Annotated in this window: 11 protein-coding genes; 5 read left to right on the top strand and 6 right to left on the bottom strand. The window is 57.2% G+C overall.

All coding sequences use genetic code 11. From position 1 onward, the window contains the following. Positions 1 to 6: 6 nt before the first annotated feature. The 5 genes from bamC (at position 7) to ypfH (ending at position 5,632) form a co-directional block, all read left to right on the top strand. Entirely contained in the window at positions 7 to 1,038 is a 1,032-nt protein-coding gene (bamC, locus tag HZZ01_RS00715) for an outer membrane protein assembly factor BamC (RefSeq protein ID WP_179895085.1), read from the top strand. A gap of 145 nt (positions 1,039 to 1,183) precedes the next feature. After that, positions 1,184 to 1,897 (top strand): phosphoribosylaminoimidazolesuccinocarboxamide synthase, encoded by a 714-nt coding sequence (gene purC, locus HZZ01_RS00720; protein WP_179895086.1) that lies wholly within the window; start codon positions 1,184 to 1,186, stop codon positions 1,895 to 1,897. Between the two features lie 141 nt (positions 1,898 to 2,038). Then, positions 2,039 to 2,905 (top strand): neutral zinc metallopeptidase, encoded by an 867-nt coding sequence (locus tag HZZ01_RS00725; protein WP_179895087.1) that lies wholly within the window; start codon positions 2,039 to 2,041, stop codon positions 2,903 to 2,905. Next, positions 2,905 to 4,878 carry a tRNA(Met) cytidine acetyltransferase TmcA gene (locus HZZ01_RS00730; protein ID WP_179897005.1) on the top strand — a complete coding sequence of 658 codons (1,974 nt, stop codon included), beginning with the start codon at positions 2,905 to 2,907 and terminating at the stop codon, positions 4,876 to 4,878. The genes HZZ01_RS00725 and HZZ01_RS00730 overlap by 1 nt, the downstream gene beginning before the upstream one ends. A gap of 73 nt (positions 4,879 to 4,951) precedes the next feature. After that, complete coding sequence (gene ypfH, locus HZZ01_RS00735; protein WP_179895088.1) at positions 4,952 to 5,632, top strand: esterase; 681 nt, start codon at positions 4,952 to 4,954, stop codon at positions 5,630 to 5,632. Positions 5,633 to 5,663: 31 nt separating this feature from the next. Here the strand turns inward: ypfH and HZZ01_RS00740 are convergent, their stop codons facing one another. The 6 genes from HZZ01_RS00740 to narQ form a co-directional block, all read right to left on the bottom strand. Continuing rightward, positions 5,664 to 5,852 (bottom strand): YpfN family protein, encoded by a 189-nt coding sequence (locus HZZ01_RS00740; protein WP_003848800.1) that lies wholly within the window; start codon positions 5,850 to 5,852, stop codon positions 5,664 to 5,666. Between the two features lie 22 nt (positions 5,853 to 5,874). Beyond that, positions 5,875 to 7,002, bottom strand: coding sequence for a succinyl-diaminopimelate desuccinylase (dapE, locus tag HZZ01_RS00745; protein ID WP_179895089.1), 1,128 nt, complete (start codon positions 7,000 to 7,002; stop codon positions 5,875 to 5,877). Between the two features lies 1 nt (position 7,003). Beyond that, positions 7,004 to 7,372 carry an ArsC family reductase gene (locus HZZ01_RS00750; protein WP_179895090.1) on the bottom strand — a complete coding sequence of 123 codons (369 nt, stop codon included), beginning with the start codon at positions 7,370 to 7,372 and terminating at the stop codon, positions 7,004 to 7,006. 573 nt (positions 7,373 to 7,945) lie between these two features. After that, a complete protein-coding gene (gene acrD / locus HZZ01_RS00755; RefSeq protein WP_179895091.1) occupies positions 7,946 to 11,062 on the bottom strand; it encodes a multidrug efflux RND transporter permease AcrD in 3,117 nt (1,038 codons plus the stop codon). A gap of 168 nt (positions 11,063 to 11,230) precedes the next feature. Next, positions 11,231 to 11,860, bottom strand: coding sequence for a response regulator (locus tag HZZ01_RS00760; protein WP_179895092.1), 630 nt, complete (start codon positions 11,858 to 11,860; stop codon positions 11,231 to 11,233). 125 nt (positions 11,861 to 11,985) lie between these two features. After that, entirely contained in the window at positions 11,986 to 13,680 is a 1,695-nt protein-coding gene (narQ, locus tag HZZ01_RS00765) for a nitrate/nitrite two-component system sensor histidine kinase NarQ (protein WP_179895093.1), read from the bottom strand. Positions 13,681 to 13,819 lie beyond the last annotated feature (139 nt).

Here is a 13,819-nt window from a genome sequence, read left to right on the forward strand (position 1 = left end):
GTTTGAATGAATTACTCAGTAAAGCGGTCAACAGTAGCCACAGTGGTGGGGCTTTCTACCCTGATGCTGTTGTCGGCCTGTTCAAGCGATCAGCGTTATAAGCGCCAGGTCAGCGGTGACGAATCTTATCTTGAAGCCAGTCAGTTAAATGAACTGAAAGCGCCTGCCGGAATGATCCTGCCGGTTCAGCGTGGTGATTACGATGTGCCGCGCACCACCAGCAAGGCCCCGACCGGCAAGCAACTCGACATTCGTCCGCCAGCTCAGCCGCTGGCGCTGATGAACGGCACCCGCGCGCAGTTCAGCAACAATACTGGCGCACTGATGATTGATAGCAACCGTGGTTCAGTCTGGCCTCGGGTCGTCAGCGTCGTGCAGTCAAACAAGTTCCCGATTGCTTCACGTAATGATGCCGGCCAGCAGCTGACGACTGACTGGGTGCAGTGGAACCGTGCTGATGAAGACCAGCAGTATCGCGGCCGCTACCAGATCAGCGTGCAGTCGCAGAGCTATCAGCAGCAGCTTACCGTGCGTCTGCTGGAGCTGCAGCAGGATGGAAAAACCATTACTTCTCCTGTACAGATTCAGCGTTACACCGCGCAGATGCTGAATGAACTCAGCACCGGTCTGGACAAGATTGATACCGCCAGTGAAAACGCGGCGGCGGGTCGGGTGAGTGGTGCCATTGACGTGCAGAGCGGCGCAGATGATACCGGCCTGCCAATGCTGATTCTGCGTACGCCATACAACGTGGCATGGCAGCGTCTGCCAGAGGCGATGAAACGCGTCGGGATGGACGTGACCGATACTACTCGCTCCACCGGCAGCATGAAGGTGACCTACAAGGCCCTGAGCAGCAGCGACTGGGATTCAGTTGGCGCGAAAGATCCGGAATTAGAAAACGGTGATTACAAAGTGCAGGTGGGTGATCTCGACAACCGCACCAGTCTGCAATTCATCGACCCGAAAGGGCATGTGCTGACCCAGTCGCAGAACGATGCGCTGGTGGCCGTGTTCCAGGCGGCGCTGAACAAATAAAGTTGCCTGAGGCCGGAGATTCTCCGGCCTTTTTATTTTGTTTTTGGCATAATAGCGCGCGGCGAAGTAAACGATTGCGTCAAGGCAATCGCCGCAGCGGCACTGGCCGCTGAACACCCGTTATTTCAAGTCTGGAGTGAACAAGATGCAAAAGCGAGCTGAGTTGTATCGCGGTAAAGCGAAAACCGTATACAGCACCGATAACCCGGATCTGCTGATACTCGAATTCCGCAACGATACGTCAGCAGGTGATGGCGCCCGAATTGAGCAGTTTGATCGCAAGGGAATGGTTAACAACAAATTTAACCACTTCATCATGACCAAATTGCAGGAAGCGGGTATCCCGACCCAGATGGAAGCGCTGCTGTCCGATACCGAAGCGCTGGTGAAGAAGCTGGAGATGGTGCCGGTAGAGTGCGTGGTACGTAACCGCGCAGCAGGCTCGCTGGTAAAACGTCTGGGCGTGGAAGAGGGTATTGTGCTCAATCCACCGCTGTTTGATCTTTTCCTCAAAGATGATGAAAAGCATGACCCGATGGTCAACGAATCCTACTGCGAAACTTTTGGCTGGGTCAGCAAGCAGAACCTGGCGCGGATGCAGGAACTGACCTTTAAAGCCAACGAGGTGCTGAGCAGGTTGTTCGACGATGCAGGTCTGATTCTGGTCGACTTCAAACTGGAATTTGGTCTGTTCAATGGCGAAGTCACGCTGGGCGATGAGTTTTCACCAGACGGTGCACGCCTGTGGGACAAAGAGACGCTGGATAAAATGGACAAAGACCGTTTCCGCCAGAGCCTTGGCGGCGTGGTCGAAGCCTATGAAGCCGTGGCGCAGCGACTGGGTGTAAAACTCGACTGAGTTTGTCTTTAGCGCACCTGGAAAGCAGAAAGAAAAAGGAGAGCCCCGGCTCTCCTTTTTTCATTTTGGTGTAAAGCTGGTGATTGCTCCCTCACACAACTAAAATCATGCCATCTGAAAAAATGACTGAGGGAATACAGCATGCGCTGGCAAGGGCGTCGCGAAAGCGACAATGTAGAGGACCGTCGCGATCAATCGTCCGGTTTAGGCGGCGGAGGCCGTCAGATTCGTCTGCCGCGCGGTAAAGGCGGTATCGTGCTGCTGATCGTGGTAGCTATCGCCGGTTATTACGGTTATGACCTGACCGCACTGCTGACCGGTGGCGAGGTCGCACCGACCAGTCAGCCGCAACAGCGCAGCGTCAGCGCCAATGATGACGAGGCCGCCAAATTCACTAAGGTGATTCTGGCGACCACGGAAGATACCTGGGGTAAATTGTTCAAACAGATGAACAAACAATATGTCCCACCGAAGCTGGTGATGTATCGCGGCGCAACCCGCACCGGCTGCGGTACCGGACAGTCTGTGATGGGACCGTTCTACTGTCCTGCCGACCAGACCGTCTACATCGACCTCTCTTTCTATGACGAGATGAAAACCAAACTCGGCGCGGACGGTGACTTTGCCCAGGGCTACGTTGTCGCGCATGAAGTGGGCCACCATGTGCAGAAGCTGCTGGGCATTGAACCGAAAGTGCGTGAAATGCAGCAGGGCGCGAGCCAGACCCAGGTCAATCAGCTTTCTGTGAAAATGGAACTGCAGGCAGACTGTTTTGCCGGTGTCTGGGGACACTATATGCAGCAGGAGAACATCCTTGAAGCCGGCGATCTGCAGGAAGCACTGAACGCTGCTGAGGCGATTGGTGATGACCGCCTGCAGCAGAAAGGCCAGGGCCGCGTGGTGCCGGACAGCTTTACCCACGGGACTTCTGAGCAGCGCTACACCTGGTTCAAGCGCGGATTCGATGGTGGCGATCCAGGACAGTGCAATACCTTCGCCAGCAACTGATGATCCCAACGCAGGTTATGCAGCAGGCCGGTGTGCGTCGTCTGGCAGTCATCAGCGGCGACCCGGCCTGGTGCGTGGATCGGGCTGTGGAGTGGCGTGAAGCGTTGCCGGGTGACTGGCTGACGCTAAGCGCGGAGCCACTCTTCTCTGCTTCCTCTGAAGAGTCACTCCTGCATAAAACGCCAGGCGCGGTTCGCACGCTGCTTGGCCGTGAATTTCGTCATGCGATATTCGATGCCCGTCAGGGCTTTCATGCTGAGGCTTTCGCTGCGCTGGCTGGCACGCTGACTGCCGGTAGCTGGCTGCTGCTACTGGTACCGCCCTGGGAACAGTGGTCGCAACAGCCTGACACCGACAGCCTGCGCTGGGCGGACGTCGCTGAACCCATCCCAACACCTCATTTTGTTCACCACCTGCAACAGCTGATCCTGGCGGATGATCAGGTGCTACTGGCGCGGCAGCATCTGCCTTGCCGTTTTCCGGTGCAGCCCGCCTGGCCGCAGTGGCACTGTCAGGCACCGCAACAGCAGCAGGCGATACTCAATCAGCTGATGACGCTGCCATCGGGTGTCGCCGTGCTGACCGCCGCCCGTGGACGGGGTAAATCGGCGCTGGCGGGGATGCTGGCACGATTGAATGGCCGTTGTCTGGTCACCGCGCCGGCGAAAGCCTCAACGGAGGTGCTGGCCACCTTTGCTGGCGAGCGCTTTCATTTTATGGCGCCTGATGCGCTGCTGGCGCTGGAGACGTCACCCCAGGCGGACTGGCTGATTGTGGATGAAGCCGCGGCAATCCCGGCACCGCTGCTACGGGCGCTGGTCAGCCGCTATTCCCGCGTGTTACTCACCACCACTGTGCAGGGTTACGAAGGCAGCGGACGCGGCTTTATCCTTAAATTCTGCGCTGGCCTTACGGATGCACACTATTTCACGCTGGATGAGCCGCTGCGCTGGTCGCGTTTCGATCCGCTGGAGCAGTGGCTGAATCAGGCGCTGCTGTTTGACGATGCCAGCGCCGCTGCCCCCGATTCTCCCGTAACGCCGCATCGGGTTGAACGTCACGATTTCAGCACGCTGGAGGCTGCCTATCGTCTGCTGACCAGCGCGCACTACCGCACTTCGCCGCTTGATCTTCGCCGCCTGCTGGATGCGCCGGGTATGGCGTTGTGGCGGGCGGGAGAGGCACCCGCGTTACAGGGTGCGCTCTGGCTGGTGGAGGAGGGCGATCTTGAACCTGATCTGGCGCAGGCGGTCTGGGCGGGCACCCGGCGACCGCGCGGAAATCTGGTGGCACAGTCACTGGCAGCCCATGCCGGTCTGGCTGAAGCGGCAACCCTGCGCTCGCTACGGATTAGCCGCATAGCCGTGGCGGCAGAGAGCCGTCGCCAGGGAATCGGCCAGCAGCTTGTTGCGGCAGCGGCCAGTGCGGCTGACGATCACGACTATCTCTCCGTCAGCTTCGGCTACACTGAATCACTCTGGGCGTTCTGGCACGCCTGTGGCTTTACCCTGGTACGGATTGGCAGTCAGCGTGAAGCCAGCAGCGGCTGCTACGCGGCGATGGCTATCCTGCCCTGTTCTGCTGCGGGCAAGGTATTAGCGCGCCGGGCGGCAGCACAGCTGGCACGTGACTGGCCGCTATTGCGCCAGCATATCGCGCTGGACCTGCAGTTTGATAAAGCCACAGACGACGGATTGACCGCGCAGGATATTCATCTGGCCGTTGGTTTTGCCTGGGCGCAGCGGCCTCTGGAGGCGAGCCTTCCGGTATTGCAGCGTCTGGCACAAGCCAGCATCGCGCCCGCCCCGTTGCTGGCCGCAGCCGTTGCCACACCCGATGCGCTAAGCGAGCTGGCCCGGCAGGCAGGCGTGAGCGGCCGCAAAGCGCTGATAGCGAAGCTGCGTCAGCAGGCGGCAACGGCACTCGAAAGCCTGGGTGTTGCTGCGGACTCGCTGCATCGTCCGGTGAAATAATTCGACCATCTGCCTCAAATTATCCTCATATCATTTTGCTCCACGCGGCGTAGAGTAAACACAGGAGGTCAACATGACACTGAAATATGTAATCGTTCAACAGCCTGCCACCACAGCGCAGCTGTTGCTGCTCTACCACGGCGTTGGCGATAATCCTGACTCAATGGGTGAGATTGGCAACTGGTTTGCCCGCACGTTTCCTGACGCGCTGGTGGTGTCCGTCGGTTCGCCGGGCACGGTTCGTCAGTGGTTTGGCGAAACCGATCTGCACGATCAGACGGTGCAGCAGCGGGTGGATGCGGCGATGCCGCAGTTTGTTGAGTCTGTGCGCCACTGGCAAAAAAAGAGCGGGGTGCGGCCCGAAGCGACAGCGCTAATCGGCTTTTCGCAGGGCGGCAGTATGGTGCTGGAAGGGGTTAAAGCGTATCCGAATCTGGCGGGCCGCGCAGTGGTGTTCAGCGGCCGGTTTATTACCCTGCCAGAGAAGGCCAGTACCCGCACCACGATTCACCTGATCCACGGTGATTATGATGAGCAGATCCCGCTGCACCATGCTCAGCAGGCAGAGCAGCGGCTGACCGCCTGCGGTGGCGACGTCACGTTGGATATCGTTGACGATCTGGCGCATGCCATCGATCACCGCAGCATGGAACTGGCGCTGAATCATCTGCGTTATACGGTGCCGAAACGCTATTTTGATGAGGCGTTAAGCGGCGCAAAACCCGGTGACGATGACGTTATTATGATGATGTAAAAAAGCCCCTGCATTGCAGGGGCTTTTTCATTTACTTCTTCTTCGGCCAGTTGTCGTCGTCATCCCATTTATCATTGAAATCACGATGCGGCGGCAGGTCCGGTTTGTTATCCATAAATTTTTTGTGATCGATGCGTTTCAGATCTTTATAAACGTTCATCAGCACGCCAACCATCAGCAGGATCACCAGGATCCACCAGTAATCTTTAATAAATTCCATTTGCTGCTCCTTAAAACCGCCGTCAGGCGATCAGTTGTTCCATGATGCGTTGGTACATCCGGCTCAGCATCTGCAGGTCAGAGGCTTTCACACACTCATTGATTTTATGAATGGTGGCATTCACCGGCCCCAGTTCCACCACCTGCGCGCCCATCCGGGCAATAAAGCGGCCATCGGAGGTTCCGCCTGTGGTCAGCAGCTGCGGCTTAATTTCATTATAGTGCGCTACAGCTTTCACGACGGCATCAACCAACTTACCGCGCGTTGTCAGGAAGGGCTGACCAGAGAGTTTCCACTCAATGGTGTAACGCAGCTGGTGACGATCCAGCAGGTCTGCGACCCGCTGGCGAATCATCTCATCGGTCAGTTCGGTGCTGAAGCGGAAGTTAAACTGCACAAACAGTTCACCAGGTATCACGTTATTGCTGCCGGTGCCCGCCTGGACGTTGGCGATTTGCATGCTGGTAGCCGGAAAGAACTCATTTCCCTGATCCCACTCTGTCGCGACCAGCTCAGTCAGCGCAGGCATCGCCCGGTGAACCGGGTTATCCGCCAGATGCGGATAGGCGACGTGACCCTGCACGCCATGCACCGTAAGATTGGCGGTAATTGAGCCACGGCGGCCATTTTTTACCACGTCACCGACCACCTCAGTGCTGGACGGCTCGCCGACCAGGCAATAGTCGAGCCGTTCCCGGCGCGCCATCAGTCGTTCAACCACTTTAACCGTACCGTTGGCACCGCTGGCCTCTTCATCAGAGGTAATCATAAAGGCGAGCCTCCCTCTGTGATTAGGGCGCACCGCAACAAAACGTTCGGCCGCCACCACCATGGCTGCCAGCGAGCCTTTCATGTCCGCCGCACCGCGGCCAAACAGCATGCCATCGCGGATGGTCGGTTCAAATGGCGGATTAATCCAGCGACTGGCATCACCAGGTGGCACCACATCAGTGTGACCGGCAAACGCCAGCGTTTCACCTTCGCCACGGGTGGCCCAGAAATTCAGGGTGTCGTCGATGTTCATCGTTTCAATCTTAAAGCCAATAGCTTCAAGACGGGCGATCAGCAGAGCCTGACATCCGGCATCATCGGGACTGAGAGAGGGGCGACGTATAAGCTGCTGCGTCAGCTCAATGACCGGGCAAAACATATTATGACTTCTCCTGGATAGCATTCTGATAGGTGGCTTCGCTGAAACCGGCGAGCAGGGAGCCATCCGGGGTGCGCAACAGTGGACGCTTAATCATGGCGGGATGCGCCAGCATCAACGCTTTGGCGCTGCTGGCATCGGTCACCGCTTCACGATCAGCGTCGGGCAGTTTACGCCATGTGGTGCCGCGGGTGTTAAGCAGGGCTTCATAGCCCAGCGAATCGATAAACGTCTGCAACAGGTCATCGCTCAGGCCATCGGCACGGTAGTCGTGAAAGTGATACTCAACGCCTGCGTCTGTTAAAAAGCGCCGGGCTTTTTTTATGGTGTCGCAATTTTTAATCCCGAACATCACCCACTGCGTGCTCATTGCCCGATCCTTATTGTCCTGTGAGAAGAGAAAGCTGAAAAAAGCAGCCAAAGCGCGAGTTTAGCATAGTGTGATCCGTTGCGGCATCTGTGCGGGCGCGGTAATCGTCCTCGATATCCTGAACGGCGTGTCGCTGTTTCGCACCAGGTAAACGTTATCAATTTCGCAGTGAATTATTACCCTGATCATCAATGGGTGCTTAAGAATTTCGCCATGCTGATAAAATAGTCTACCGTTGGGCTTATAAAAAATTATTTCCAATGGTGTTAATGGGTTGCTGAAATGTGCGTCAGCTTCCAGAATCAGCAACATTCATGTTTTTGTGAGGCTTGCCGATAGATATAACAGGTGTAAACGTATTCACCTGATTAAAAAAAGAGCGTAGTATTGCCAGCACAATAAGAGAGGGCATTATGATTGACACCGAAATGGGAACCTGGAAAGAATTTATCGAAGCGATGTTACGTAACAAGTAATACGCTAAGAGAAAAGCAGGACAATCCCGCTTGCTGGAATTCTTAACACACATAAATAAGGCGGTCACTGAAATCAGTGGCCGCTTTTTATTTGTCTCTAGTCGTGCGGCTTCTCTTTAAGCGGGAAGCGACGGCGGACCAGCACAAAGAACAGAGGCACAAAAAAGATCGCCAGCAGTGTGGCGGAGATCATTCCGCCCATCACACCGGTGCCCACCGCGTGCTGACTGCCGGAACCTGCGCCGCTGCTGATTGCCATTGGCAGAACCCCGAAGATAAAGGCCAGCGAGGTCATCAGAATCGGCCGCAGACGCTGACGCGACGCCGCCAGCGTTGACTCCACCAGCTCGCGTCCCCGGCTGTTAATCTCGTTAGCAAATTCCACAATCAGGATGGCGTTTTTGGCCGACAGGCCGACCACCGTCAGCAGGCCAACCTGGAAGTAGACATCATTTTCCAGCCCGCGCATCCAGGTCGCAATCAGCGCGCCCACCACGCCGAGCGGCACCACCAGCATCACCGAGAACGGGATCGACCAGCTCTCATACAGCGCGGCCAGACAGAGGAACACCACCAGCAGCGAAATCACATAGAGCGCCGGTGCCTGCGAACCGGAGAGCCGCTCCTGATAAGAAGCACCGGTCCACTGGAACCCGACGCCCAGCGGCAGGGCATTCACCAGCTTTTCCATCTCATCCATCGCTGTGCCGCTGCTGACGCCATTGGCCGCTTCGCCAACAATCTCCAGCGATGAATAGCCGTTATAGCGTTCTAGACGGGGCGAACCGGTTTCCCAGCGGCTGGTGGCAAAGGCGGAGAAGGGCACCATTTTGCCGCTGCTGTTGCGCACATACCATTTGTTGACGTCGTCTGGCAGCATGCGGAATTCGGCGGCGGCCTGCACATAGACCTTTTTCACCCGACCACGATCCAGGAAGTCGTTCACATAGGTGGAGCCCCAGGCCGTGGTCAGGGTGTCGTTGATGGTATCCAGCGATACGCCCAGCGCCTGGGCTTTGCGTGCATCCACATCGATCTGCAGTTGCGGGCTGTCATCCAGTCCATTATGCCGGACCCGTGATAGTGACTTATCGTTGCCCGCCATCTCCAGCAGCCTGTCGCGCATTGCCATCAGTTGGGTATGACCGATACCGGCGTGATCCTGCAGTTCCATGTCAAAGCCGGAGCTGCTGCCCATACCGGTGATGGCAGGCGGACTGCTGGCAATCACCCGGCCCTCTGTAATCTTCTGAAATGCTTTCGTTGCGCGATCGATAATCGCGAACGAGGTGCGATCGGAACCGGGCCGCGCTTCCCAGTCTTTCAGCCGCACAAACAGACGTGCCACGTTCTGGCCATTGCCGCCCGGACCTGCGCCGATGGTGGAGAAAACCGACAGCACGTTGGCCTTCTCCTCGGTGAGATAATAATTTTCGACTTTCGCGACTACGCTGGCTGTCTGCTCAAGCGTTGCACCTGCCGGAAGCTGAACCTGCGTCAGAAATACACCGCGATCTTCCTGCGGCAGAAATGACGTCGGCAGACGCAGAAACAGGAACGCCATCAGACCGATAATACCGAGATAGAGCAGCAGCCATCGACCTCCCGTCCGCAGGATGCCCGCGACGCCACGCTCGTAGCGGTCAGCGTTATGATTAAAGTGACGGTTGAACCAGCCGAAGAAGCCGCGCCGCTCATGCTCCTCGCCTGTTTTCGCCGGTTTTAGCAGCGTGGCACACAGTGCCGGCGTCAGGATCATCGCCACCAGCACTGACAGCACCATCGCCGAGACAATGGTGATGGAGAACTGACGGTAAATGGCGCCGACGGTACCGCCGAAAAATGCCATCGGCACAAACACCGCGGAGAGTACCAGCGCAATACCCACCAGCGCGCCCTGAATCTGGCCCATCGATTTTCGCGTCGCGGCGCGCGGCGAGAGCCCTTCTTCATGCATGATGCGTTCGACGTTTTCCACCACTACGATGGCATCATCCACCAGCAGGCCTATCGCCAGCACCATGGCAAACATGGTCAGGGTATTGATGCTGAACCCAAAGGCATAGAGCACGCTGAAGGTGCCGAACAGGACCACCGGCACCGCGATGGTCGGAATCAGGGTGGCGCGGAAGTTCTGCATAAACAGATACATCACGCCAAACACCAGCACGATCGCCTCCAGCAGCGTCTTTACCACATCGGTGATCGACGCTTTAACGAACGGTGAGGTTTCATAAGCGATTTTCGCTTCCAGGCCGTGCGGGAAGTAGTGCGACAGTTCTTCAATGCGCGCCCGCACCAGCTTGTCGGTGTTCATCTCATTGGCACCGGAGGCGAGCTTCACACCCAGACCTGACGCGGGCTGGCCGTTGTACCGGCTCAGATAATCATACTTCTCTGCCCCCAGCGCCACGGTGGCGACATCGCCCAGCGTCACCACAGAACCATCAGGATTGTTCTTCAGGGTAATGGCCCGGAACTGCTCGGGGGTCTGCAGCATCGACTGGGCGTTAACCGTGGCATTCAGCGCCTGTTTCTGCACCGATGGCAGGCCACCGACCTGACCCACGGCAACCTGGGTATTCTGCGACTGGATCGCACTAACGACATCGTCGGTAGTCAGCGCGTAGGCGATCAGTTTGTTGGGATCGAGCCAGATGCGCATCGCATATTGCGAACCGTAAGCATCAACCTGGCCGACGCCATCAATACGGCTCAGCGGGTCCTGAATATTACTGGCGACATAGTCTGAAATATCCTGCTTATCCATGCTGCCGTCGGTGGAGACGAAAGCCACCATCAGAATATTGCTGTCACCGGTCTTATTCACCGTCACGCCTTGAGACTGCACCGCCTGTGGCAATTTGCGCAGTGCGGACTGCAACTGGTTCTGAACCTGCTGGCGGGCTTCGTCGGGATTGGTCCCGGCAGTAAAGGTAAGGGTGATTTGCGCCTGACCGGTGTTGCTGCTGTTCGAGGACATGTACATCAAGTTATCGATGCCGGTCATGTTCTGCTCGATCACCTGAGTAACGGTGTTTTCCAGCGTTTCGGCGGATGCGCCGGGATAGTTAGCAGTGATACGCACATTGGGGGGAGCCAGATCGGGGTACTGCTCAACAGGCAGCGAAATAATCGAAAGTGTGCCACACAGGCACAGCAGAATCGCCAGCACCCAGGCAAAGATGGGGCGGTCGATAAAGAAATTCGACATTAAATCGACACTCCTCAGAACTTATTATTATCGGTCAGGCCCACCGGCAACGGGCGCACAGGCAGAAAAATCGGAGGGGCTTTGCCACGATTCTCCGCCGCCTTTCACTTTACGTGCGGCAGCGGGGGAAATCGTGGAGAAAATGAGGAGAAAATGTAAATTCGTTGGCTATTTGCGGCTTTCAAGCCACATCACGGTGGCGGCAACGCGCGAGCGGACATCCAGCTTACGCAGCAGGTTGCGGATATGCACTTTCACTGTCTCTTCTGAGATATGCAGAATGGCGGCGATCTCTTTGTTCGACAGGCCGCGTGCCACCTCCTGCAACACATCCCGCTCGCGATCAGTGAGCTGACGCAGGGGATCGGCGCTATGCTGACGATTGTCCAGATAACTGGCGACGCCCTCACTGAAGACTTTCTCGCCGCGCGATGCCTGCAGGATATGTCCCAGCAGGGTCTCCGGCTCGCTGTCTTTAAGCAGATAGCCATCAGCACCGGCATCTGCCATGGCGAAAATATCACTGCGGGCGTCGGAGACGGTTAACACCAGAATGCGTGAGCTGATCCCTTCGTGGCGCAGTGCCTTCAGCGTATCCAGTCCGGACATGCCTTTCATATTCAGGTCGAGCAGAATGATGTCAGGTTCCTGACGGCGGGCTTCCGCCAGCGCTTCGGTGCCGTTGCTGGCCTCGGCGATGACGTCCAGCCGGGGATCCAGCGCCAGCAGCTGACGTACGCCGCGCCGCATCAGCGGGTGATCATCCACTATCATCAATGTTAATGCCGACTGTTGCATATTTTCTCCGTTTTATCGGTTCAGATTGCGGTGGGGCAGAGCCTGGTGCTTGCTGGTGCTTCCCCGTGCCTGGAATAGCCTGCTGTCTGCTGCCGATAGAGTGTGTTAATTAATTGAATGGTAAATTACGCCAGCTGCCGTGTCGGTTGTGGTGGAAAGCGCAGCTCCACCCGGGTACCCCGTTGCTGTGCATGAATAGTCAGGTTGCCACTCAGGCGCTGGGCGCGTTCAGCCATAATGGTCAGGCCGTAATGACCCGGCGGTTCGTCGGTACTGTTGATGCCTGTGCCGTCATCCGTAATCGTCAGTAAGTGCTCACCTTGTTCACTGTGCTGATAATCTACGCGGATAACCTGCGCGCTGGCGTGACGAATCGCATTCAGCAGCGCCTCACGGGCGATCTGCAACACATGCACCTGCTGTTGCGCCTCCAGACTCTGCAGACCGGTCTGATAGGTAAACTGTATCTCTGCGCCACTCTTTTCCCGCAGTGAGGCGATCATCGCCTGCATCGCCGCCACCAGATCCGCCTGCTCAATGGTCAGACGGAAGGTGGTCAGCAGTTCACGCAGCTGGCGGTAGGCATCGGCCAGCGCCTGATCGAAGTCAGCGATAATGGCGTGGGCGGCGATGTCCTCTTTATCCACGGTGCGGCGTAACAGCGTCAGTTGAATGCGTAGAAAAGAGAGCGACTGCGCCAGTGAATCATGTAATTCCCGGGCGATAGTGGTGCGCTCTTCAATCAGCAGCATCTGTTGATACTGCTGCTGCGCCTGCCAGATCCAGAGCGCACGTCCCAGCATCGCCGCCAGACTGCGCATCATCTCATCCGGCCGGGAGGCGCCCGTCGTCTGCCAGCGTAGTTCACCCATCTGCTGCTCATCCTGCTGCAACGGCTGGCGTTGCCACTCCCCGGCTGCCTTTTCATCACCTGCATGGAACTGAAAATGGTCGCTGTCGAGCCGGATCGCCGTCAGCTTTTCGCGCGTCAGTACATTGCTCAGTACCGCTTCAAACAGCGCCGGATGCAGCGGGCTGGCGGTCAGCATCTGTGAGCTGTCATAAAGCAACGACAGCGTGCGATTTGCCTGGGTTAAATCTTCTGTTTTCTCGCGTACCGTGCTTTCCAGCAGCTGGTAGTGCGAATGCAGACGGGCCGCCATGCCGCTAAAGGCGTGCGACATCACGCGCAGCTCATTCTGCTGCTCAACGTGCAGCGGCGGAAAAGCAAAATTGCCGCTCTCGACGTAGCGACTGGCCGTGACCAGCGCGTTCAGTGGCCGCACGACCTTCAGTCGGGTAAAGCGAATGGTCATCAGCGCCAGCGCCAGCGCCACAATCGCAATGACACCCACCAGGCTGCTGACGGCAACCAGATGCATTTTCAGTTCGGTATAGCGTTGCAGACCCAGAACAAAGCGATCGATTTCACCGACGTAAATCGGCACCTGCTGCTGATACGCCACGGTATCGCCCTGTTGTAACTGCTGCTGCAGGGCAGGCCAGGCGGCGCGCAGCCGCTGGTAGCGAACGCTTACTTCGCGCGGTACCCAGGGCCGATCCAGTTTTTGCAGCACCGGCGCATCCAGCGTTTGCTGATAGCGCGCCAGATGATGCGCCAGGTTTTGCGGCTGACGGCTGGCATCCCAGGCCATGCGATAACTCTGCATGCGCAGTGAACCCGCCAGATTGATCGCCTCTGCGTCGCGCTGACTGCTAAGCAGCGTGACTAAGGCCAGGCCGGTCGTGAGCAGTGACAGCAGGACAATGGCGCTGAGCGCCTGGGCGATGCTTTGAGTAACTGAACGTTTTACGATCACATGAATGGCCCTGTTCTGAGTGCGGGAATTATAAGAGCGCAGTAACGTAACGCAAATGATCCCGCTCCTGTTTATCGCACAGGACGTAACACATCGCACACAAAATGACCGCGACTGACATTTCCCAGGATGCGCTACC

Origin of the sequence: Pantoea sp. WMus005 (genome assembly GCF_013415305.1) — a bacterium.
Lineage (GTDB): Bacteria > Pseudomonadota > Gammaproteobacteria > Enterobacterales > Enterobacteriaceae > Pantoea > Pantoea rara.

Coding starts and splice junctions, on each gene's coding strand:
- bamC (WP_179895085.1), top strand. CDS start 7: ATGAATTACTCAGTAAAGCGGTCAACAGTAGCCACAGTGGTGGGGCTT.
- purC (WP_179895086.1), top strand. CDS start 1,184: ATGCAAAAGCGAGCTGAGTTGTATCGCGGTAAAGCGAAAACCGTATAC.
- HZZ01_RS00725 (WP_179895087.1), top strand. CDS start 2,039: ATGCGCTGGCAAGGGCGTCGCGAAAGCGACAATGTAGAGGACCGTCGC.
- HZZ01_RS00730 (WP_179897005.1), top strand. CDS start 2,905: ATGATCCCAACGCAGGTTATGCAGCAGGCCGGTGTGCGTCGTCTGGCA.
- ypfH (WP_179895088.1), top strand. CDS start 4,952: ATGACACTGAAATATGTAATCGTTCAACAGCCTGCCACCACAGCGCAG.
- HZZ01_RS00740 (WP_003848800.1), bottom strand. CDS start 5,852: ATGGAATTTATTAAAGATTACTGGTGGATCCTGGTGATCCTGCTGATG.
- dapE (WP_179895089.1), bottom strand. CDS start 7,002: ATGTTTTGCCCGGTCATTGAGCTGACGCAGCAGCTTATACGTCGCCCC.
- HZZ01_RS00750 (WP_179895090.1), bottom strand. CDS start 7,372: ATGAGCACGCAGTGGGTGATGTTCGGGATTAAAAATTGCGACACCATA.
- acrD (WP_179895091.1), bottom strand. CDS start 11,062: ATGTCGAATTTCTTTATCGACCGCCCCATCTTTGCCTGGGTGCTGGCG.
- HZZ01_RS00760 (WP_179895092.1), bottom strand. CDS start 11,860: ATGCAACAGTCGGCATTAACATTGATGATAGTGGATGATCACCCGCTG.